The organism is Wolbachia endosymbiont (group B) of Eupithecia inturbata (assembly GCF_964030915.1).
Taxonomy (GTDB): Bacteria; Pseudomonadota; Alphaproteobacteria; order Rickettsiales; family Anaplasmataceae; genus Wolbachia.
Genome location: NZ_OZ034987.1, coordinates 1055079 through 1077340 on the forward strand (window position 1 = coordinate 1055079; position 22262 = coordinate 1077340).

Below are 22262 nucleotides of genomic sequence, written 5' to 3' on the forward strand. Positions count from 1 at the left end.
AGGGAAGGAGGGTGACTAAAATCAAGGTTAACTAAAAGGAGTGCTTAAGATTCACAATACCAGCAATAATATTGAACCTCAGGTTATATTTTTTCTGAAAATTGCGGTAAACATGGGACATAATCTTAAATATCTTTACCTCACGGATCTTATTTTCTACTCTCATTCTAAATGATGCTAATCGTCTATTATGCTCTTTCTGCTCTGAAATTAATGGCTTTTTACGGTACTTTTTATATGACATTACTTTGCAATTTTTGCCAACCTTGATATCCAGAATCGGCATATTTTATGCTATCGAGTGGTAGATATTTTCCTTGTTTCCTTATGCGAAAATCACTAATTCTACCACGATATGACTTTGACACTGATAAAATTCTTCCATCTTCTTCGATAACAATCTCAGTTTTCATAGTGTTGGTTCTTTTTTTTCCTGAATATGACTTCTTCCGTTTTTTACTATCTTCTGGCCTCTGTATTTGCTGTTCTGTAACATCAGCCAGAATCTTTAGTATTTTTTCTGATGTCATACTTCTATCTTTTGTTATAGTAACTTTCTTGGCAAGTAATGGCTCTATTTTCTTCAGTAACCTACATACATTTGCGTTGTGCATATTGAACAGGCACCCTAAAAATCTATGTGTTATGTAAGTGCGATAGTACAAAATTACGCAAAATAACTTATCTTCCAGAGTTGGTAGTTGTGATCTTCTACCATGGCACTTTTTCTGTTTTTCAAGTTTTTTCCACTCAGACCTCACTTTTTCCACCACCTTTTCAAACTCCTCTATAGTTAAACCTGTTATATTACGAAAGTTTCTTGGGTGCTTCTTCATTTTATAGTAACTAAAGCTCATTTTTTACCTTACTCGATCTGCTTATTCTTCTTCTACCTCTCTCGCATCACTTTTTCAATTACCTTTTGCAGCAGGTCTTTTGCTATTCTCAAATGGATTACTGTTAATTTAATATTAAGTATTATTAAGAACCTAAACAATATGACCATTTCCAGTGTTCAAAACTAATGGTGGTGAGAAGTGTTTTTCTTGGAATCAATTGGTCTACCAAATAACCAGTACGAACTTTTTTATATGGCAATTTCACTGTGCGCTAAAATCAGCTGTATTAGCTCACTTTCGCTAAATTTACATATAAACTAGTTTGCTTAGCTTTGTTGCAATAACTTTACGTTTTTATTTTTACAACCCTGTTTTACGCGGCTTATTCTCAAAAATATATGACGTTTTTTACTTGTTAAAAAAGTAAACATTCAAGATTTTTGTCACACTAATTTTTAGTACGTTTCTGAAGCTAAAATGAATATTAATAATCTTATATATAATATAAAAAAATATATAAGTCTTGATTTTTTCATAAAAATAGCAAATAATTAAACCATATTATTTTAATAGAAAAAATTATGACTTTAGAGTGGAGAGAAATATTAGATGTAGCAAGTGATCCTAAAATTTCAATGGATATAGATAAACAAACTAACTTAAAGGAAACGTTGGTTCTTTTTTTAAGGGAGGCTATAGATAAACAAGATGTTTCAACTATTATAAATCTATCCGAACGTTTTACACAAAAACTCACTGAAAATGGATGCAAGTACCATGATTCATTACTCCCAATTACTCGGGAAATATATAAAAATGCCCTTATAATTGTAAGCAATGATATTGCCAAGCTTAATGAAAGAAGTCTTAATCAGATCATTAGTGGAAAAGTAGGACAGATCGAAGCAATTTTAGCTATAGCTTCATTAATTGATAACAAGCAACTTATAAAAAAAATGTTAGACTTGGTTGAAAGGAATATAAAAAACAACCTGGAAGGACAGCAAGTTCTTTTAAAGAGTTTAATTAATATACTAACATACTCGATAAAAAATGAACGTTTTCAGACTATTGGGTATATATGTCACAGACGATTCTCTCAAACTTTTTGTCCTGTTATTCGAGGAACATATATAAAAGCATTTGCAGATAGCAAAGTAGTAAAAGAGCTAGCAAAGAAAATAAAAAAACAAGAAAAATCTACTAAATATGAGTTTTGGATGGCGTTGACAAAATATCTTGCAAAGATGAACAATCATTATCCAGAAGAAAGTAAACCGAAAGAAAATAATGTGATTTCTCAAAATAAAAAAATGTATATTGTAGCTACTTCTGCACTTGTAGTAGCTGTAATTATTTCAGGGATAGCTATTGCAGTTTACTCGGGAATGTTCAAAAAAGTGTGTCAAAGCGAATTTTTAGTTCAACTCAATTTTTAACCTATCAGGAAAAAAGATATCAAGTTGAGATATAGTTAGAGCCCAATTAGGCAAAGCCATAGCCCATTTTTGCTCTATCTTTTTTATAGCACAATATACCAATTTGTACAAGGCATTTGTACTGGTAAATGAACCTTTGGTTTTAGTAAATTTTCTGATTTGTCTGTGCAACCCCTCAATTGGATTGGTGGTATAAATTAGCCTTCTAACAGGGCCAGAATACTTAAAATAACTAGAGGGAATGTTCAAAAAAGTGTGTCAAACCGAGAAATAAAAATAAAATAGAAACAAAAAATAGAGGTTTGATATATGAGTTACAAAATAGAAAATGGAACGACTGGCCTGGTAGATTACAAAGAGCTGGAAGCAAATATACTGTCATCAATAAGGGAAGGTAAACCATTGATGGGGAGAGATGGAGCATTAACACCATTTGTAAAAAGGCTGCTGGAAGCAAGTCTAGAAGGTGAAATAGAGCATCATTTATCCAATGAAAGAGAAGAAAAGAATCGAAGAAACGGAAAGAATGGCAAAACTTTGAAGACGAGTATTTGAACTATTGACACCAAGAGATAGAGAGGGAAGTTTCGAACCACAGATAGTGAAAAAAAGGCAAACAAGCTTACATCCAGAACTTGAAACAAAGGTCTTGAACATGTTTGCAAGCGGTGTGGGATACAGGGATATAGCATCCTATGTGGAAGAAATCTATGACCATAAAATATCTGCAGCAGAGATATCTGGAATTACAGATAAATTACTGCCTATAATCAATGAATGGAGGAGTCGTCCCCTACAATCAGTATACCCGATAGTATTTATGGATGGGATGTTTTTTAAGGTCAAAGAGAATGGACATTGCATAAGTAAATGCATGTACAATATATTAGGAATAGACCAAAATGGCAGAAAAGAAGTACTGGGTTTTTACTTAGCAGAAAGTGAGGGAGCTAACTTCTGGCTAGGCGTATTAAATGACTTAAAAGAGAGAGGAGTAGAAGACATTTTGATAGCTTGTGTTGACGGTCTGAAAAGCTTCCCTACAGCTATAAATAGCGTATTTCCCAATGCTGAGGTACAGTTATGCATTGTGCACCAAATAAGAAATTCACTAAAATACGTATCCAGCAAAGATATAAAAGTTTTTATGAATGATTTGAAAAAAATATACCGTGCTACAAGTAGAGAAATCGCCGAAAATTATTTACTTGAACTGGAGGAAAAATGGGGTGAAAAATATCCTTTAGTCATAAAATCGTGGCAAAACAATTGGGAAAATTTGTCTAGTTATTTTAAGTATTCTGGCCCTGTTAGAAGGCTAATTTATACCACCAATCCAATTGAGGGGTTGCACAGACAAATCAGAAAATTTACTAAAACCAAAGGTTCATTTACCAGTACAAATGCCTTGTACAAATTGGTATATTGTGCTATAAAAAAGATAGAGCAAAAATGGGCTATGGCTTTGCCTAATTGGGCTCTAACTATATCTCAACTTGATATCTTTTTTCCTGATAGGTTAAAAATTGAGTTGAACTAAAAATTCGCTTTGACACACTTTTTTGAACATTCCCCAGTTCTTCAAATAAAATATCTAAATAATATTGTTGATAGATTTATCAAAAAACTAATAAAGCCAATGCTTGGGTTTAAAAGCTTCCATTCCGCAAAGATTACCATCACAGGCATAGAAAATATTCGTATGATTCAAAAAAGACAAATTATTAAAATAATGTTTCTACTTTTGAGAATTTTGCTATGTTAATGGCTTCATAACTCCTATAATCCCACCTTTAATGATCTTCTTTCCTATGGTTTATAGATGCGACAGAACCTTTTTTTTGACTCTGTTGAATTAAAAAGGCTAACTACAGAACGGCCAACTCAGTCTAGTCTTGTAACGGCTTACTAAGGATTCTTTAAATATCGATCCTCAAAAAAATCGGCGTAGGTTTAGGCAGTGTAATGCCTAAGCTTACACATGCGTTGCACAGAGATTTTAAATCACGTTGTTCTTTTGGAATTTGCAACTGATCGAGTATCATTTTTGCTGACTTTGGAGCAATTGGCTGCAGCAAAATGCCAATCATTCTAATGTATTCAAGTAATTTGTAGATTACTAAATCCATGCGCTCTCTATCGGTTTTACTGAGTGTCCAGGGTGCACTTTTATCTATGTAAGCATTGGCCTTGGAAGAGATATTGATAATCAGGAGTATAATCTGGTTAAATTCATACTTTGATAGATGATCCATTACTTGATCAATTATGGCTTTGCAATTTGGTAAACTCTCATCATCTTTAAGCAAATTGCGATCGACCACTGGTACAACTCCAAAGCATTGCTTGTGCAGAAATGAAATTGTTCTTTGCACTAAATTGCCTATATTGTTTGCCAGCTCTGAGTTTATGCGGCTGATCATGTTCTTCTTACTGAAATTACCATCTTGACCGAAACTTGCTTCCCGAAGGAGAAAATAGCGTAGTTGATCAACACCAAACTCTTCTGCCAGACCAATTGGATCTATAACGTTACCAAGGGATTTGGATATTTTTTCCCCCTCGTTCAGCCACCAACCATGAACTGCAATTTGCTTTGGCAGTGATAAATCTGCTGCAAGGAGGATCGCTGGCCAGTATACAGCGTGAAAACGCAATATGTCTTTACCGATCACATGAACGTTGAAGGAGTTTGTCCAAAATTTCTTATATTCCTCATCTTCTATATTAGGAAAGCCTATTGATGTGAGATAGTTAGTGAGCGCATCTATCCAAACATAAATTACGTGCTTGTCATTCCCTGGTACTTTTATTCCCCAATTAAAACTAGTACGAGAAATCGAAAGGTCAGTAAGTCCTGATTTTACAAACGATACCACCTCGTTTTTTCTGCTCTCAGGAAAGATGAAATTCGGCTGATTTTCGTATAACTCTAGTAATTTATTTTGCCAACTTGACAAACGAAAAAAGTAGCTCTCTTCTTTTATCCACTGAACTTCAGCACCTGTTGGTGCTCTGCCATCTATCAACTCTGATTCCTGATAAAACGCTTCATCACGAACTGAATACCAACCTGAGTAAGAATCCAGATATATTTGCCCTCTCTCTTCAAGCCTATTCCATAGAGCTATAACTGCTTTTTCATGACGTTCTTCTGTGGTGCGAATAAAATCATCATAATCAAAGTTCATTAGCTCAGCCAATTTTCTGAACGTAACACTTATTTCATCTGTAAATTCTTTTGGCTCTATTCCCTTTACCTTAGCCGCTTTTTCAATTTTCTGTCCATGTTCATCTGTACCAGTGGTAAATTTGACGTTCTTTCCAGCTAATTTCATAAATCTAGCTGTAACATCACAGATAAGGGAAGTATATGCGTGGCCGATATGTGGCTTGTCGTTTACGTAATATATTGGCGTAGTGATGTAAAAGCTCTCAAATTGCTCCATCTTGTAGTGCTTAAAGCTTTATCGTATCTGCACTAGTAATAAAAATCAATATATATCCTATCGTACAAGCAATCTGAAAAGCCATTATACCGCTGCGTTTTGCAGCGGTATAATGTGAGTAACTTACGTTTGAGTTGCTATGATATTGTTGTCCATAACTTCACAACTGTACAAACATTCATCTGTGAAAGCAGTGTGTTAAATATTATAGCAGATTTTGCCTCAAACACAAAAATGTCATCCCAGTGCCCAGACACTGGGATCCAGAAAAATTAATTGTAAACAAACGACTATACAACATGTTCAATAAAATTACAAAAAAGCTGGATTCCAGTGTCAAGCACTGGAATGACACTATTTGCTGTACAATTTACCTTCTAAAATCTATGTTCATACATTACATCCATGATTTCCAGAATGTTTTTCCGCATTAGAATGAGAAAACAACCCACTAGGTCTGGTGTCATCATAAGAAGGAGCAGTTGGAGCAGTATTAAAATCGTAAGGAGGTGGTGCCTCGCGATGAGAAGAATCTCCCAAATCATATCCAGGTCCTGATTTATGATAGTTAATTACCGCTTCTTCAGCCTTCTTAATATTTTCTGACTCTTTCTCATGCTTCATATGAAAAGCCACACCACCAGCAAGACACACAAGAGAATTAATGCCAAGAATGACTAAACCCCAAACTGGTAAGACTGGGTTAATAGCGCAACCTATCAAAGCTGCTAAAGAAATTGCACCAACTGCAAATTCTATATTTCTGAACATTTTAAGTTGACTATCTAGATAATCTATTTTTTCTGACTTTCTAGCCGTTTTTTCGCTGCTATTGTACCAAACACACATTAAAGCATGGAAAGCAACACACGCAACTACAGCTACTATCCCTAAAGCTAATAATTTCCTGCTGTCTTCTGAGTCTTTTTTCTTATCTTCTCTGCTTTGGTAGCCAACAGTATCAAAACCAGGGTTATTTATAACTGTAGTACGACCACCAAACAGGTTGCTAAGTAGTAAATAATCCCAAAAATCTAAACCTCTATTATCGTTTATATGTACGTGCGTGACTTGAGGGCCTGTAGTTTGTTGCCTATTGCTTCTATCATATTCTGTACTGTTCTGCTCATTAGTTAGATTACTGAGCTTAAATTCCTTATACGCATCTTCAAAAATTTTATCACTCCAGTTCTCAATATTTTGCATACCACGAGAACGTAAAAATTCTTGAACACCATTGTCACTGCCATTTTCTTTTATATAGGCAAGTGCATACCTTTTTAAAACACTACTACGCATAAAAATTCCCCCAGAATTAAGATTAAATTAATAAAGAATTATTATAACAGAGTAACGTTTTCTTGTCAATTCAACCATACCCTAATACCCTCACTTTTACCCACAACTTTGAGAGGTCATTATGCGAAGCATAACCATGCTTTCCCTGAGGTTTTCATAACCACGCCATAGAGTCATAGTTCCTGGTAAATTATCACTTTTTCTATTCATAAATCCACCTAATTTTCCTAACCAAATAATAGCTTGTTTTATGTTTGGAGGTTCTTCTGGCAATTTGGCTACTTTATGCTCACGTATGTAAAGGGTTTTCCACTCTTCATTACTTAAAACCTTGGTACAAACCTCCATGGGATTCGATAAAGCGACTTTTGTTAAATATAAAATTTTAAATGCAATAATGCTCTTTATAGCGATTAATTTCTCTAATCTTTCTTTTGTAGCTAAACGAGAGCTTTCTACCTTACATCCTGATTTTAAAATCCTAAAATACTCCTCGATTTTCCATCTTAGCTTATACCAATTGATCCTTTCTATAGCATCTAAAGTGCTATTAACTGGTACATTAGTCAGCAAAGTCCAATCAATAGCTTCTACTCTTTCAGGAGGATTTGTTTCTTTGGCACTTACTACATATATAGCGATTTTATCACTTATTTTATGCTCTGTATCTTTCGATCCATAAATGTAAGAAGATCTGATAGGTATATAGCCTTTCATATACCTGACTTCAATGTTAGCTTTTCTTGAGATTTGGTATTTATTTTCAGCAACATTCAAAACAATTTCCCTTTTTACAGGCAGTTGAGTTATACGTGTTTGCAAATCCGTTTTTCCCCCTTCAATACAGATGAATTTCCTATTAGTTCGGTTGCGGATTACATAAAAACTATCCAATGATTCAATAGTCCATAAAAACTTAAAAATATCTGCTTCCCTATCACCAATAGTAACAAGCTGTGCACCTTCTGCGAGGTTATTTAGGGTTTCTTTTAGTGCCGCTATCCATTTATAGCTTTCTTTCTCCTTTATAGCAGTACGGTATTTCCTGTTTGCTTTTTCTTGCGCTGTTTCTTCCCTGATAGAACGTGCCCAACACTGTTGAGAAGATAGCCCTAAAGGTAATCCGTCTTTGTTAACTATTAAGGCACTGTGCAATAACAAACCCTTTTTATGTTTTGTATAGGCTTTAGAAATACTACCTAGACCCTTAGTCTTTATATGAGAGTCAAAATCCAAATAACTTGTATCTTGAACTGAAAATACAATCTCATCTCCTTTTATCCTTTCTATAGTTTCTTTATAATGGGAAGAATAAATTTCCTTAGCTTCAAGCTTTTCATTGCTAAATAATCTGTATGCACCTTTAGCTTCTTTCCATCCTACACAGCTTTGATTAATTGACCCAGACGCCTTATTCTCTATTAAATAGCTTGTTTTAATAAGTCTTTTATTAAGCCTTACATCTCCCAGATTAACATGTCTCAACTCTTTTTCTAGCCATTTATCTCCTAAGCCATCAGCACATTGTACATTTCTATTTACTTCACACATTTTTACCTCATCTTACTCAGTATATTTTTCTCTATCTTACTTGCTTTTTATACTTGTGGGTAAAAGTGAGGATTTAAATCTGGCGAGTATGGAGGCAAGAACAAAATTTTACACCCAATATTTTCTATCAAATTTTTCATCCTTGCAGATTTATAAAAGCTCGCATTGTCGAGAACAATAGTCTGTCCAGGTTTAAATACAGGAACAAGTACATTTTCTACATAAGCATCAAAAATCTCCCTGTTGCAGTAGCCATCAATTATCCATGATGCTTTAACTTTTCCTTCATTCAGTGCTCCAATTATGCTTACCCTCTTTCTTTTAAACCCTGGGCAAATAACCTCTTGCCTCTTTGAGACCACCCATATTCATAAAATTCATTGTCCTCTATTCCAGACTCATCTATGTATATCAAGTTTCCTTTATTTATTTCTTCTACTTTTTTTATGAACTCTTTGCGTTTCTCTTTATCTCTTTCTCGATAAAGAAAAGTTTTTTTTATATGTATAGTTTACTTTGCTAAGGTAGTTATATACTGTGCTTCTACACATATTACCAAATTCTTCAATTATCTTTTCAATTCTAATATCTTAATTTCCATCCAGAAATTTGGCAAATCTATCTAAGTCTTTAATCTTATGACCATATCCTTTGTGATAGCCTGAAGATGGTTTCTGTTTCTTTTTTCCTTTTCCTCCACAAATATATTGGTTTTATGCTCACTTTGAATATTTGACTGATTTTTTTATCGTCATTGTTTTTTTATCGACTCCTTTGAGAACACGTTCTTTCAGATCCTCACTATATGGACTTGGCATCTTCTTCTTTCTCATTACTTATTATACCATTCTAACCAATTTTGCCATATAGCTAAACCTTTCTTGGGTTAGCTATAGATGATAAAATATTTGATTCTAGTTCTTTATAGTCTACTAATCCGGTAGTTCTATTTGCTTGACTCATTTCAAACCTCCATTTTTTATATCAATTTATTACTTTTCTTTTCGGCTTGACACACTTTTTTGAACGTTCCCCACTTTTTCTATCACCTTTTCAAATTCTTCTACAGTTAAGCCTGTTATATTACGAAAATTTCTTGGGTGTTTCTTTATATTGTAGTAACTAAAGCTCATTTTTTTACCTTACTCTATCTGCTTATTCCTCTTCCATCATTTTATCATTACCTTTTGCAGCAGGTCTATTGATGCATGAGTCTGGAATCTAGGAATTCTGATTATATATTAGGAATTCTGATTATATATTAAGTTAGTAAGTATAAAAGTTATGTAAAAATACAACGTTTTTAGTGAGATTACGGAAAGCCAGCGTCACACGCTGGAATGACATCTTTCTTGGTGGACTCAAATCATAATGTTTGTACGGTTGTGGATTTATAACTAAAGCAATCTAGAAAATTAATGATATTTTATTCCCCGGCAAACGCTCTATTTTATTTTCCGTCTCTAGTTCCAAAAGAGCCATTAGAGCTATATTGGTAGAAAGTCCGCTTGCTAATATAAGTTCATCTATATCAACAGGTACAGAGTTAATATGATCAACTATAACAGATTTTGCCTGTTGTAATTTTTCTTGTTTTTGGTCAGCAACGGTATCAAATAGATTTTTTTGCTGAAGAGGTAAACTAAATCTCACGCTCTCTACTATATCATCAGCGGATTCAACAAGTTTAGCGCCGTTCTTAATTAAATAATTACTACCACTACAGCGTGAATCTAAAGGGAAACCAGAAACTGCAAACACCTCTCTTCCTTGATTCAAAGCAAAATCTGCTGTGATGAGAGAACCAGACTTTTTTGATGCTTCAATTACCACAACATCGAGTGAAAGGCCAGATATAATTCGGTTTCTTTGGGGAAAATACTGAGGCTTTGGTTTAGTAGCAAATGGAAGCTCAGTAATTACTAACCCGCCATTTTCAGTGATTCTTTTGTATAGATCAAAATTTTCTCTTGGGTATACTACGTCAATTCCGTTTGCTGTGACAGCAATGGTTGGGTGATTTTTGTATATTACACTGTTTGCTGCAGTATCGATCCCTCTTGCAAGTCCAGAAATTACGATGAAACCAACTTCGCTTAAATCAAGTGCCAACTTATTGGCAAAATTTCTTCCATTGATTGAAGAATTACGTCCACCGATTATTGCAATTATCTCACGGCTTAACAATGATATATCACCAAGTGTAGTTATTACAGGAGGACAACTCGGTATATTCCTTAAAATGTCAGGGTAATCTGGATCACATGCTGGTATTATTTTGGCTCCAATTTTTTCTGCATTCTTAATTTCTTCTTGTACATTTTTAATTCCATAATCCTTGTTAGCCAATTCATTAAGATACTTAAGCACTTCATCTAGTGAGCCACATGCTCTTAGTATACTAAAAAACTTTACTGGTCCCACAGTTCTAGCCAAGCTTAGCCATATTTCTAATTCTTCGTTATTTAATTTATTTATCTTCATAAAAGGCTTGAATTTCTTATCAGTTTAGTGTACCCAAGATAATGCAAATATACAGTATTTTATGACGCATTTTGTTACAGATAAATGCATAAAATGTAAATATACGGACTGTGTAGAAGTATGTCCCGTTGACTGCTTTTATGAAGGTAAAAATATGCTCGTGATTAACCCAGATGAGTGTATTGATTGTGGAGTGTGTATACCTGAATGTCCAGTAGATGCAATTGTAACTGATGATTCCATAAAAGATATTCTAGAGCTAGATGAAGGCTTACTGAACAATGAACAAAAAATCTTTAAATCATTTTACAACATAAATGTAGAATATTCGCAAAAGTGGCCAAATGTCACAGCTAAAAAGCAACCCCTAGATACAGCAGAAGAGTATAAAGAAAAAAAGGATAAAACAGCTTATTTTGACGAAAATTTAGGGTAATAGAGTACGAAAGTGGACTCACACTTTTTTGATTAAATAGACATTGAATTGTAAGCATCTATTTCATCTGCCATAGACGATAATTGTGCACTCTCAAAACGGAGATTGTTTGCAATGTCTATTAATTTCTCACTAATTTGTGAACGAAGTTCAGGCACTGGAAAGAAAGTATCACATCTAGCCTTGCACAGAGGTTTGTCTGTTTCATTGAACGCCTCTTCACAGTTTTTATGGCAAATATGAGATAGGTTGCGTGCCTGAAACGTTAATGAATTCGAGTTTTGTGTAGACATAACCATAATATACTCCTAAATTAAAAAACTAACTCCACGGTAGCATTTATGTGTTAATAAAATTGTAATATTTATATTAGCATAATTACTTTTCAGATACGTTTATTACTTTATTGAAAAGTTCAGAATAAATAGAGAGTACAAAAGAAGCCTCACATCTTTTTGGTTAAATAGACATTGAATCGTAAATGTGCGTTTCATCAGAAAATATATCAGCAGATGATATATTACTATCAATATTGTCTGGTTTAAGTTCATTGTTCAGATTCTCGAAATCTTTTTGAATTGTTTCAATTGTCTTCTTTAAATTACCATACTCTCCCCATAACTTGGTATTGGTTAAATGAATATTATTGCTTAGATTCTTGAAATCTTCTTTAATTGTTTCAATTGTCTTCTTTGAGTTATAATGCGCTCCCCATAACGGTCCAGTGATTGATTTAATACAAACTTCACTTAATGAACATTGATTATTATCTTTTTCTGACATAATATTCTCCTTAATTAATATTATATTTAATATAGTATAAAAGTATTAATACTATATTAAATATGGAATCAAAAGTAAATAAAGCAATACAGGAACGTCTTACAGTTGATTCAGTGAATCTTGCACCATAGCTTTAAAACCTCAGTTGCGGATTAGCCAACGAAGTAAAGCTTAGAAATGCAGGGCTTTTTCGGCTGCATGGAATATGAAACAAGCGTAGAAAAAATGTGTACCAAAAAATTTATCGGTGATCTATGTCTTGTATGCTCAATCTCAAAGTTGTTTTTCAGAGAGCCAAAAACTGTCTCAATAATCGATCTTTTTCTTAACAAAATCTTCTCATTTAGCGCCATTAATGAGTTTTTCATACCCTTTTTTATACTGGTTACAAGCTTTAACCCTCTATCGAATAATTCGTGAAAAAGATCTTTTTTGATATATCCTTTATCTCCAAACAATAATCCAGTCAATTTCTGAGTTAAATTTGGCACAGGTTTTCTATCATCAATGTTGCCTTTTGTCACCGTAACCCCTTGAATTTCGCCAGCTTCGTTGATTACTAGATGTAGTTTAAAACCGAAAAACCACCCATAGGTAGTCTTTCCAATCTTTGCCAACCCTTTGAAAACTTTATTTCTCGAGGTCCTTTTTGGATGGCAAACAGCGATAGATGTTGCATCTATGTACGAAATCCCTGTCACTTTTGACTGTTCGCAAAACCATTGCATTAAGAGCACTAAATACCATAAAACCCTAGATTTTAGCCTAATAAACCTACTATAGGATGGCAATTTTGGAAACGCTGATTCGTATAATAATTTCAAATAATGCACATAGAAAATTTTAAAATTGTCGCACTTGGATTGGTGATATAGCAATATTATGGTAAGAATCTCTGAATGCGTAATCTCTGGCGTCCTGGTTGGTTTTTTGCTACTTGGTAGAAGTTTTTCTGCAAAATTCTTGTCAACTGAATTGCAAAAATCGTCGATCAGGCAAAATAATTCTGTTATATTTTCATTCATTGGTAACCTCTCTATTTTGTAAATAATTTTCCGAGGTTACCCTATTTTCCTGGCTTTTTCACTGATTTCTAATCCGCAACTGGGGTTTAAAGGGTTTAGAAGACTAAGAGTTGGCGATGTGTATTATACAGACACCAAAAACATGAAGTAACTATCGTTACAATAGGATATAGGGACACCATTTACGTTTGAAGGAAATATGTTTTGCAATAACCCTATTCTATAATGCAAAACCCAATGTATTACTTGCAATCTGGTGTCTGATCACAAAGGAACCAGTTTACATAAAACTACTTGCCACCTGCAAATTGCAATATCTGTACAGCTGTGGAATTTTTCAAAGCGTTTTTTCTATTGAAGATAAAAGTATCTTTTATATATGATATATAGCAAAATACTAGGGTGCTTATGGTTCCAACTATAGCAATTTTAAGTGGTGGATTTTCTTGCGAAAGAGAAATATCGCTTATGAGCGGAAAAGCAGTAAAGAAGGCGCTTGATAGCCTTTCATATAATGCAATAGAAATAGATGTTGATAGCAACATTGCTCAAAAGCTTAAAAAAACTAATCCCGCTCTTGCTTTTATTGCTCTACATGGACCTTATGGTGAAGATGGCTGTATTCAAGGTTTACTGGAGATTTTAGGTATAAAATATACACACTCAGAAGTTATGGCTTCGGCTGTTGCTATGAATAAAGTGATGTCAAAGCATATATTCCATTCTCTTAATATCGACACTCCAAGAGGTTATGTAATTAGTCGAGAAGATGTGCTAAAAAATAATATTAAAGTTGATTATCCGTACGTCTTAAAACCGATTAACGAAGGCTCAAGCATTGGAGTACACATGATTTTCTCACATGAGGATTACTTAGAGCTGAAAAATAACAGTTCTACTATAATGGAAAAGATGATCATAGAAGAATACATACCGGGTATAGAGTTACATACTGCTGTGTTGCTGAATGAAGCAATTGGCACTATGGAAATACGACCAAAAAATAAATTCTATGATTATGAAGCAAAGTATACAGATGGATTTGCAGAACATATATTTCCTGCTAAAATTCCTGACAACATATATAGAATGACCTTGGAACACGCACTAAAAGTTCATCAATTTTTAGGATGCAAAACTGTTTCCCGCTCAGACTTCCGTTATAATCCCCAAAATAACACTTTAAAAATGCTTGAGATTAATACACATCCTGGCTTTACTGAATTATCGTTAGTACCAGAAATTGCAAAATTGACAAAAGGAATTGATTTTAATGAATTAATTAAAATTATTGTTAAAGACAGTTTACACCACAAGAATATTAGAGATCAAGCCGATGTTGAACAATGTTACTAGAAGCCAAAGGAGTTTTTTGCGCAAGTGTGCTTTCATGATTATAACTGCACTTTTCCTTACACTAGTACTTTATAGTTCACTTGATAAAATAACAAATCGATTCAATTACTACTTTACTTGGTGTAACGATCGCTTATCGAGCTTATTAATTAGCAATGGATTTTCAATCGACAAAGTAACCGTTACTGGAAACAAATTTACAAATGAACAGGACATTCTAAGTTTAGTAGATAGAACACAACCTATCATGTATGTATCACTCTCAAAACTAACAGATAATATACAATCTGTAAGCGAATGGATAAAACATGTAAGAATTTATAGGATTTTACCCAACACCTTACGCATTGATGTAAATGAACACAAACCTTTTGCTCTTTGGAAAGATGATAACAGAACTTCAGTAATTGACTCTGAAGGTAAAGTAATCGTAGATGATTACCAGATAGATAACCTCGTTATAATCAAAGGACAAAATTCGTTATCAAGCCTAAAATTCATTAAAGATATACTAGAGAGGAAAACTCAATTAAGTGATCATATTTCTTCTTGTGTTTATGTAGGCAATAGAAGATGGAATATCATACTCGATAACAGTGCCACAGTAAAATTGCCTGAAGATAATCCTTATAGCGCATGGGATTATTTAAGCCACTTGCAAAATACAACCGACTTTACTTTTAGCAATTGGAGCATAATTGATATGCGTGTTGCTGATAAGATCTTTGTGAAGAAGTGATCTGCTCGGTGCTCCTTTTCATTTCATGCAAGTAGCCCTTTCTCTGTCATACGAGTAGCTTAAAACTGGAATCCAGATTGCAAGTAATTGATTGGGTTGGGTGAGTATGGATTTTGCATTATAGAAGGAAGCATTAACCATTACTAAACAAAAAGGGGAGTGTTAAATAAACTGTGTCAAACCGAGAAGTAAAGTAATAAATTGATAAAAAAATGGAGGTTTGACAATGAGTCAAGCAAACACAACTACCGGTTTGGTAGACTATAAAGAATTAGAAACAAATATCTTATCATCTATACGAGAAGGAAGACCATTGACAGGAAGAGATGGAGCATTAACACCATTTATAAAAAAACTGCTAGAGGGAAGGCGAGATAGAAAACCATTTGTCGGCTGAAAGCGAAGAAAACAACTGACCTTACCCAGAAAAAGTAGACAGAAAGTTAAGACGTTTTTGAAGTAAAATAAAACGTTTTTTCAAAGAGGTGTGGTATGACAAAAAGAAAAGAATATACAGCAGAATTCAAAATTGAAGCTATAAGACTAGTAAAAGAAACAGGTCAATCATCAGCAAAAATAGCAAGAGATTTGGGTATTAGCGGTGATTCATTAAGCAGATGGGTAAAAACATACAATGATAGAATGTCTGGAGTAGATGCGTTTCCAGGAAAAGGGAAAGTAGCTCATTGTGACAAAGAAAAGTTTGATTTAAAGAAAGAGCTGGCAAGAGTAACGAGGGAAAGAGACATTTTAAAAAAAGCCCTGGGATATTTTGCAAACCAAAAAGAGTAAAATATTCTTTTATAAAAGAACATGAAAACTGCTATAAAATACGGGAATTATGCAGATTTTTGAACGTATCTGCTTGTGGTTATTATAAATGGATTACTAAGGAAAAAAACAACAAAAAATCAATAAGAGAAGAGCTCATACAAGATATTCAGAAGGTATATCGAGCATCACAATGCAGATACGGAGCTCCTAAAATTCACGCTGAATTAAAGGCTTTAGGTAAAAATTATAACATCAAAACAGTGCAAAATGTTATGCAGAAAAATGGCATTCAAGCTAAGCTTAGACGAAAGTTTAAAAGTAAAAAACCACAAATAGACAATAGAGTTATAACTCCTAACATATTAAATCAGAATTTCATCGCTGATCAACCTAACAAGATATGGGTAACTGATATTACGTACATAAAAACTAATGAAGGATGGTTATATTTGGCAGCAATAATAGATTTATATTCACGCATGGTGATTGGCTGGTCAATGAGTAATGCAGTAAATAGGCAATTAGTTATAGATGCGTTATTCATGGCTATTGGTAGGCGCAAATCTGCTAAAAATCTACTATTTCATAGCGATCAAGGATCGCAATACACCTCTAAAAATTATCAATTTTTACTAAGTACAAAAAATATTACTTCTAGTATGAGTCACAAAGGTTGTTGTTATGATAATGCTGTTTCAGAGAGCTTTTTTAGTTCACTTAAGAGAGAGTTACTCATTGATACTTCACAACACTCTGCACAACAAGCTAAAACCGCAATATTTGAATATATAGAAATTTTTTATAATAAACAGCGTAGACATTCTACTATTAACTATTGCATTCCTGAGCTTTTTGATTCATCATTCTCATAGCAAAAACGTCTTAACTTTCTGTCTACTTTTTCTGGGTAAGGTCACTGTAAGAAAGTTAATTTATACCACAAATCCTATTGAAGGGTTACATAGACAGATCAGAAAATTTACTAAAACTAAGGGCTCATTTACTAGCACAAATGCCTTGTATGAATAGGTATATTGTGCTATAAAGAAGGCAGGAGAGAAATGGACTATGCCTATACATGATTGGGCTCTAACTATATCTCAACTTGATATCTTTTTTCCTGGTAGGTTAAAAATCGAGTTGAACTAAAAATGCGATTTGACACAGTTTATTTAACACTCCCGAAATTTCTGCATTCAAATCATCAAGAGCAGCAGTATTACTGCCGCTTTTATCAATTACAATTTTCTCAGGAAGATAGTTACTCCTGAAGGCTTTACGAAAGAATGCAAGTGCTGCAGACTTGTCTCTACTAACACACAAGAGGAAGTCTACAATATATAAATAAACCCATTTACCGTTTAATTTAATGTAAGTCTCTCCAACTACTACCAACCTGCTTCTTTCTTTTCCTTACTGCCTCATCTATCAGTGGTGATAACCCACCTTTGTAACGTAGCATTTTGCTCCCCTTATACTCATCATTTCTTCCAAATCTCGATAGCTCAAAGAGAATCGACATTTCATGTATACAGATAACATCCGCTGAAAAGCTAAATCCTTTGAAATATGGCAACAATTTTTGATTGATACGAAACATCTTTGCTTTTTTTTTAGACAATTATATCATTCTTCTTTCTACTTCCCTACAAATGCGACAGAACCCTAAAAAAGGTTGTAAGTTAAAAATGTGATATAAAAGAGATAAGAGGGAAAGATAGCCCTACTCACTATAGGAATAGAGCTATCACGGGCGTGTGCGACCGAAAAAAAGTTGGTATTACAACCGTTTCCATCAAGGTACACTAGCCCATCTCTCGATACGTTTGAATAGTTGTGTGGGACATATATATGCACCCGTTTACAATCTTAAATTAATAAAACTATCGAGGTTATAATGGTTAGATCTTATCAAAATTTTATTGGTATTGACATCGGAAAATTCAAGAATGTTGTTGCAGTTCACAAGCAGAAGAATGCTGTTGAATTTGACAATAATACTTCTGGTTGGCAACAATTGTGTCAAAAGTTCTCAGATATCTTACCTAATTCTTTAGTGACTTTAGAAAATACAGGAAAATATGAGCTTGGTTTGTCACATTTTCTTATTGACAAGAATATCACCGTACATCGAGCTAATACCCGTAAAGTAAAAAGTTTTATTTTATCTCACGGAACTTTAGCAAAATCCGATAAATCAGATGCAAGAGCTCTTGCTCAATATGGATTTGAACGCCATAGAACTCTCTCTCTATTTGTACCTACTTCTGAAAAACAATCAACCTTAGTTGCACTTTGTCAACGTCGTGATGACATCACGCAAATGAGAACTCAGGAAAAATGTAGACTGGAAGCACCTGAAAACGACCATATAAGAGAAAGTTGTCAAAAAACTATTGAATTTTTTAATGGCCAAATAGATGAACTAAATAATACTATACAAAGAATCATTGATGAAAGTCATGAGTTACAAGAACATCAAAAAATCCTTAAAACAGTTCCTGGAATAGGTAAAAAGTTATCACAAGATTTTCTGTGTTTAATACCGGAGCTTGGTTACTTAAACAGAAGGGAAGTAGCAAGTCTTGCTGGAGTTGCACCTCATCCTAGGGAAAGTGGTAAAGCTGTTGGTTATCGAAGGATTATAGGTGGTAGAAGTAATGTCCGTAAAAAGCTTTTTACAGCTGCCATGTCTGCTGCAAGGTCCAAATCTGTACTTGGTGCCTTTTATTCTAAGCTTGTTGAAAGTGGTAAGAAGAAAATGGTAGCTATAACAGCTCTAATGCGGAAAATCATAGTAATTGCTAATGCAAGACTTAAAGAAGCAATTAATTTGCATACTCTCACAACGGTGACTGAAATTGGCTAATGAATATGTGCGTCTACACAGACTTAAAGCACATATTCATTAGCTAAACAGAAATTATTATGGCAGCTGTTTGATATAAAATTTTATTTCTATGACACACGGGTTTTTATTGTCCACATGATTGAACAAAGTTACAGAATTACACAAATAAAAAATTTTTTAAAAAACATAGTTGATGGTAGTTTAACCTACCATCTCCTCTGGTTTCACTATCCTTTCAAACTCCTCCTCAGTGAGCAGTTGAAGTTTTGCTGCTGCTTCTTTTAGAGTGATATTTTCTTTATAAGCAAGCTTCGCTATTTTTGCTGCATTGTCATATCCTATATGCGTATTTAATATAGTAACTAGCATTAACGACTGATTTAGTAAATCCTTTATTCTTTCTTCGTTTGCTTTAATATCAACTACGCATTTCTCTGCAAAATTTAAACTTGTATCAGCTAAAAGTCTTATAGACTGCAAAACATTGTAAATTATCACCGGCTTAAACACGTTCAATTCAAAGTGACCATTTGAGCCACCAATTGTCACTGCAACATGATTTCCCATAACTTGAGCACATACCATAGTCACTGCTTCGCATTGAGTTGGATTCACCTTACCCGGCATGATTGAAGAGCCAGGCTCATTTTCTGGTAACATTATTTCTCCAATTCCACATCTTGGACCAGAACCAAGTAACCTTATATCATTTGCAATTTTCATCAAGCTTACTGCTACTGTATTGAGTGCTCCACTGAGCTCAACTAAAGCATCATTTGCTGCTAGTGCTTCAAACTTATTTTTTGCTGAAATAAATGGAAAATTAGTGATTTTTGCCACTTCTTTAGCAAAATCCTCAGCAAAACCCTTTTTAGTATTGATTCCCGTGCCAACTGCAGTGCCACCTTGTGCAAGTTCATATACATTGCTTAGAGTTGACTTTACTCTCTCTATTCCCTTTTTAATCTGAACTGCATAGCCAGAAAATTCCTGCCCAAGTGTTAGAGGAGTTGCATCTTGCAGATGAGTACGCCCTACTTTTATTATATCTTTAAATTCATGAACCTTATTATTTAGCGCTTTATATAATTCTTCAAGATTGGGAATAAGCAAGCGGTCTATTTGTTCTGCTACTGCTATATGCATTGCTGTTGGAAAAGTGTCATTTGATGACTGACCACAGTTTACATGATCATTTGGATGCACTGGAGATTTACTACCTAAATCACCGCCCAAAATTTCTATTGCACGATTGCTGATCACTTCATTCACATTCATATTGGTCTGCGTCCCAGACCCGGTTTGCCAAACAACAAGTGGAAATTGATTATTAAATTTACCGTCTATTATTTCCTTTGCAGCTGAGCAGATTGCATCCCCTACTCTATTATCTATGCTACCCTGCTTCATGTTAACACGTGCTGCTGCAAGTTTTACTATTGCTAGCGCTTTAATCAGGGGCTCTGGCATTTTCTCTGTACCAATTTTGAAATTTTCCAAAGAACGCTGAGTCTGCGCTCCCCAGTAATGTTCACTTGGTACTTTTACTTCTCCTAAGCTATCTGATTCTATTCTAACTTTTTTATCCATATTTCCTCATTCTAGTGTTTGACATTACCTACATATATGATTAGTTAAATCAAATTGTATTTCAGTGTCAAGTTGAGACATTTTTAGTGAAGACCTTAGAAAACTTTCAAGCCATATCTTTTGCTTCTATTATTTTTTTATTGTTATTAAGGCAATCATGCAACCTTAAGCAATAAACCTACTTTCACTCTCTATAAGGCTATTCTACTTAGAGCTTGAATAGTGAAAACATCTTTAAGCGCAGAAGCTATACCTGTGTTTGCTTTCTCTTTTTTTACTTCTACAACTGTATAACCAAAAATTGCACCTAACGCTAGACTAATGGTAGCTGATGCTGCACAAACTGCAATCGCTGCTCCCGCAGAACATGATATTGTCATACCTGCAACATAACCTATTGCACCACTCACGCCAATGCAGACGTATTTCTTCCGCAGTTCTTTTTGTATGTAACCTTTCAGATATTCTTTTACATCTAAATGCCCGTTTCTAGTAGCATAATTCAGAGCAGTGTTTTCATAGCCATCTTTCACATTAACATTTGCTTTTGCTGTTTCTATCAGGTACTGTACTACCTCTAAATAGCCACTTCCAGCAGCCCACATTAGAGCAGTTCTTCCATAGTGATCTGTTGAATTAATATCTTCTTTCTGTTTTTCTATCAGGTATCTTACTGTTTCTAATTGACCATTTTTGGCAGCTGAAAATAATCCTGCATGATTGTTAATCATTTGTGCAAATGATAATGTTTTTAGTTTAGGGGGTTGTAACTCTTGAGTATTAAAGTTTAATTGTGCTGGAACAATTTCTACTTCAAGCTCTACATGTTCTCTTGTGAAACGATCAAGTAGCCTTTTTACCTGATCAATTGTTTGAATTCTTACCTTATAATACCGCGATAAAGAATTGATTATTTCCCTGTTGTTAAGAAAAAATATCACTAATTCTATTTTACCTGTTAAATCTTTAGCATAGATTGAGTATTCTATATTTAATCTATCTTGTGAAATATTTCGTATTGTCTCACTCTCTGTCCAAATTCTTACCTGTTCATTAATTCTCTTACTTACAAGAAAATTATATAATTCACTATCTTCTTCCTTCATTTTATTGAGCTCATCCTTACAGTCATACCAATAAGATGATAACTCTGGTATGCAAGTAGGAAGAGGCAAGCGAGGTATTGACATATCAAGATTAGCTATTAAATGATATCTAGTTAGAAGCTTTGCTATCTCCGTATGGCCATTTACAATAGCATATGTTAGGGCAGAGAATTGACCTTTACGTTTCACATTTAAATCAGCTCCATTTGCTATTAGAAGTTGTACTACCTCAAGATGACCATGGGCAGCAGCATGAATTAGAGCAGTTATGTTTCCCGGAGATTCTGCATTAACATTTGCTCCCTCTTCTATCAAGTATTGTAATATCTCTAGTTGACCATTGTCAGCAGCCCATATTAAAGCAGTTCTCCCATAATCATCATCTATTGTATTAATAATTGCTCCACCCTGTATAGCTTGCTGAACAAAATCTAGCTGTCCTTTTTTAGCAGCATCAATTAGCTGCGCATTTAGCTGTTTTTGTGATGGCATATACCCCTCCTAAAATAAATATACAATTTAAAGCTATTTTAGCCACTAT

General features: G+C 34.1%; 16 protein-coding genes and 8 pseudogenes. 10 read left to right on the top strand and 14 right to left on the bottom strand.

All coding sequences use genetic code 11. The features are described from left to right. Positions 1-31: 31 nt before the first annotated feature. A pseudogene (locus ACQH21_RS05040) lies at positions 32-857 on the bottom strand (transposase family protein). A gap of 563 nt (positions 858-1420) precedes the next feature. On the opposite strand from ACQH21_RS05040, the gene ACQH21_RS05045 reads away from it, so the two are divergent. Next, positions 1421-2278 (top strand): TomO hydrophobic C-terminal domain-containing protein, encoded by an 858-nt coding sequence (locus ACQH21_RS05045; RefSeq protein WP_425384010.1) that lies wholly within the window; start codon positions 1421-1423, stop codon positions 2276-2278. Here the strand turns inward: ACQH21_RS05045 and ACQH21_RS05050 are convergent. Then, a pseudogene (locus tag ACQH21_RS05050) lies at positions 2258-2515 on the bottom strand (transposase); the annotation flags it as partial. The gene ACQH21_RS05045 and the pseudogene ACQH21_RS05050 overlap by 21 nt on opposite strands. Before the next feature lie 72 nt (positions 2516-2587). Here ACQH21_RS05050 and ACQH21_RS05055 point away from each other — a divergent pair. Together ACQH21_RS05055 and ACQH21_RS05060 are read left to right on the top strand one after the other, a co-directional pair. After that, positions 2588-3818 (top strand): annotated as a pseudogene (locus tag ACQH21_RS05055) (IS256 family transposase). 36 nt (positions 3819-3854) lie between these two features. Beyond that, a pseudogene (locus tag ACQH21_RS05060) lies at positions 3855-4054 on the top strand (IS6 family transposase); the annotation flags it as partial. Positions 4055-4197: 143 nt separating this feature from the next. Here ACQH21_RS05060 and metG read toward each other — a convergent pair. The 6 genes from metG to dprA form a co-directional block, all read right to left on the bottom strand. After that, entirely contained in the window at positions 4198-5727 is a 1530-nt protein-coding gene (gene metG, locus ACQH21_RS05065; RefSeq protein WP_264375458.1) for a methionine--tRNA ligase, read from the bottom strand. A 390-nt stretch (positions 5728-6117) separates the two neighbouring features. Next, positions 6118-7026 (bottom strand): hypothetical protein, encoded by a 909-nt coding sequence (locus tag ACQH21_RS05070; RefSeq protein WP_425384011.1) that lies wholly within the window; start codon positions 7024-7026, stop codon positions 6118-6120. 96 nt (positions 7027-7122) lie between these two features. Next, complete coding sequence (locus ACQH21_RS05075; protein ID WP_425384012.1) at positions 7123-8577, bottom strand: IS4 family transposase; 1455 nt, start codon at positions 8575-8577, stop codon at positions 7123-7125. Positions 8578-8624: 47 nt separating this feature from the next. After that, the gene (locus ACQH21_RS05080; protein WP_425384013.1) at positions 8625-8939 is read right to left on the bottom strand and encodes a transposase; all 315 of its coding nucleotides are present in this window, start codon (positions 8937-8939) and stop codon (positions 8625-8627) included. A 630-nt stretch (positions 8940-9569) separates the two neighbouring features. Beyond that, positions 9570-9710 (bottom strand): hypothetical protein, encoded by a 141-nt coding sequence (locus ACQH21_RS05085; RefSeq protein WP_010405218.1) that lies wholly within the window; start codon positions 9708-9710, stop codon positions 9570-9572. A 274-nt stretch (positions 9711-9984) separates the two neighbouring features. Continuing rightward, positions 9985-11061 carry a DNA-processing protein DprA gene (gene dprA / locus ACQH21_RS05090; RefSeq protein ID WP_425384014.1) on the bottom strand — a complete coding sequence of 359 codons (1077 nt, stop codon included), beginning with the start codon at positions 11059-11061 and terminating at the stop codon, positions 9985-9987. 61 nt (positions 11062-11122) lie between these two features. On the opposite strand from dprA, the gene ACQH21_RS05095 reads away from it, so the two are divergent. Then, positions 11123-11497, top strand: a complete 375-nt coding sequence (locus ACQH21_RS05095) for a ferredoxin family protein (RefSeq protein ID WP_010405211.1) — start codon at positions 11123-11125, stop codon at positions 11495-11497. Between the two features lie 32 nt (positions 11498-11529). Here the strand turns inward: ACQH21_RS05095 and ACQH21_RS05100 are convergent, their stop codons facing one another. From ACQH21_RS05100 to ACQH21_RS05110, 3 genes are all read right to left on the bottom strand, one after another. Next, positions 11530-11790, bottom strand: coding sequence for a hypothetical protein (locus tag ACQH21_RS05100; protein ID WP_416603648.1), 261 nt, complete (start codon positions 11788-11790; stop codon positions 11530-11532). Between the two features lie 166 nt (positions 11791-11956). Beyond that, positions 11957-12280: a hypothetical protein gene (locus tag ACQH21_RS05105; RefSeq protein WP_139686411.1), complete on the bottom strand. Its 324-nt coding sequence runs from the start codon at positions 12278-12280 to the stop codon at positions 11957-11959. A 152-nt stretch (positions 12281-12432) separates the two neighbouring features. Continuing rightward, positions 12433-13305, bottom strand: coding sequence for an IS982 family transposase (locus tag ACQH21_RS05110; RefSeq protein ID WP_425383942.1), 873 nt, complete (start codon positions 13303-13305; stop codon positions 12433-12435). Between the two features lie 402 nt (positions 13306-13707). Here ACQH21_RS05110 and ACQH21_RS05115 point away from each other — a divergent pair, with 402 nt between their 5' ends. From ACQH21_RS05115 to ACQH21_RS05135, 5 genes and pseudogenes are all read left to right on the top strand, one after another. Then, positions 13708-14661 carry a D-alanine--D-alanine ligase gene (locus ACQH21_RS05115; protein ID WP_039833309.1) on the top strand — a complete coding sequence of 318 codons (954 nt, stop codon included), beginning with the start codon at positions 13708-13710 and terminating at the stop codon, positions 14659-14661. Next, on the top strand, positions 14642-15400 hold the full coding sequence (locus tag ACQH21_RS05120) for a cell division protein FtsQ/DivIB (RefSeq protein WP_010401947.1): 759 nt from the start codon (positions 14642-14644) through the stop codon (positions 15398-15400). The genes ACQH21_RS05115 and ACQH21_RS05120 overlap by 20 nt, the downstream gene beginning before the upstream one ends. A 226-nt stretch (positions 15401-15626) precedes the next feature. Next, positions 15627-15813: pseudogene (locus tag ACQH21_RS05125) on the top strand (IS256 family transposase); the annotation flags it as partial. Positions 15814-15892: 79 nt separating this feature from the next. Continuing rightward, positions 15893-17046: pseudogene (locus ACQH21_RS05130) on the top strand (IS3 family transposase). A 46-nt stretch (positions 17047-17092) separates the two neighbouring features. Beyond that, positions 17093-17323, top strand: a pseudogene (locus ACQH21_RS05135) (transposase); the annotation flags it as partial. A gap of 36 nt (positions 17324-17359) precedes the next feature. Here ACQH21_RS05135 and ACQH21_RS05140 read toward each other — a convergent pair. Beyond that, positions 17360-17774 (bottom strand): annotated as a pseudogene (locus tag ACQH21_RS05140) (IS6 family transposase); the annotation flags it as partial. A 297-nt stretch (positions 17775-18071) separates the two neighbouring features. On the opposite strand from ACQH21_RS05140, the gene ACQH21_RS05145 reads away from it, so the two are divergent. Beyond that, positions 18072-19043, top strand: a complete 972-nt coding sequence (locus ACQH21_RS05145; RefSeq protein ID WP_425384015.1) for an IS110 family transposase — start codon at positions 18072-18074, stop codon at positions 19041-19043. 183 nt (positions 19044-19226) lie between these two features. Here the strand turns inward: ACQH21_RS05145 and fumC are convergent, their stop codons facing one another. Both fumC and ACQH21_RS05155 read right to left on the bottom strand, forming a co-directional pair. Further along, positions 19227-20615: a class II fumarate hydratase gene (fumC, locus tag ACQH21_RS05150; protein ID WP_010401666.1), complete on the bottom strand. Its 1389-nt coding sequence runs from the start codon at positions 20613-20615 to the stop codon at positions 19227-19229. Between the two features lie 191 nt (positions 20616-20806). Continuing rightward, positions 20807-22213 (bottom strand): ankyrin repeat domain-containing protein, encoded by a 1407-nt coding sequence (locus tag ACQH21_RS05155; protein ID WP_353281095.1) that lies wholly within the window; start codon positions 22211-22213, stop codon positions 20807-20809. Between the last annotated feature and the right edge of the window lie 49 nt (positions 22214-22262).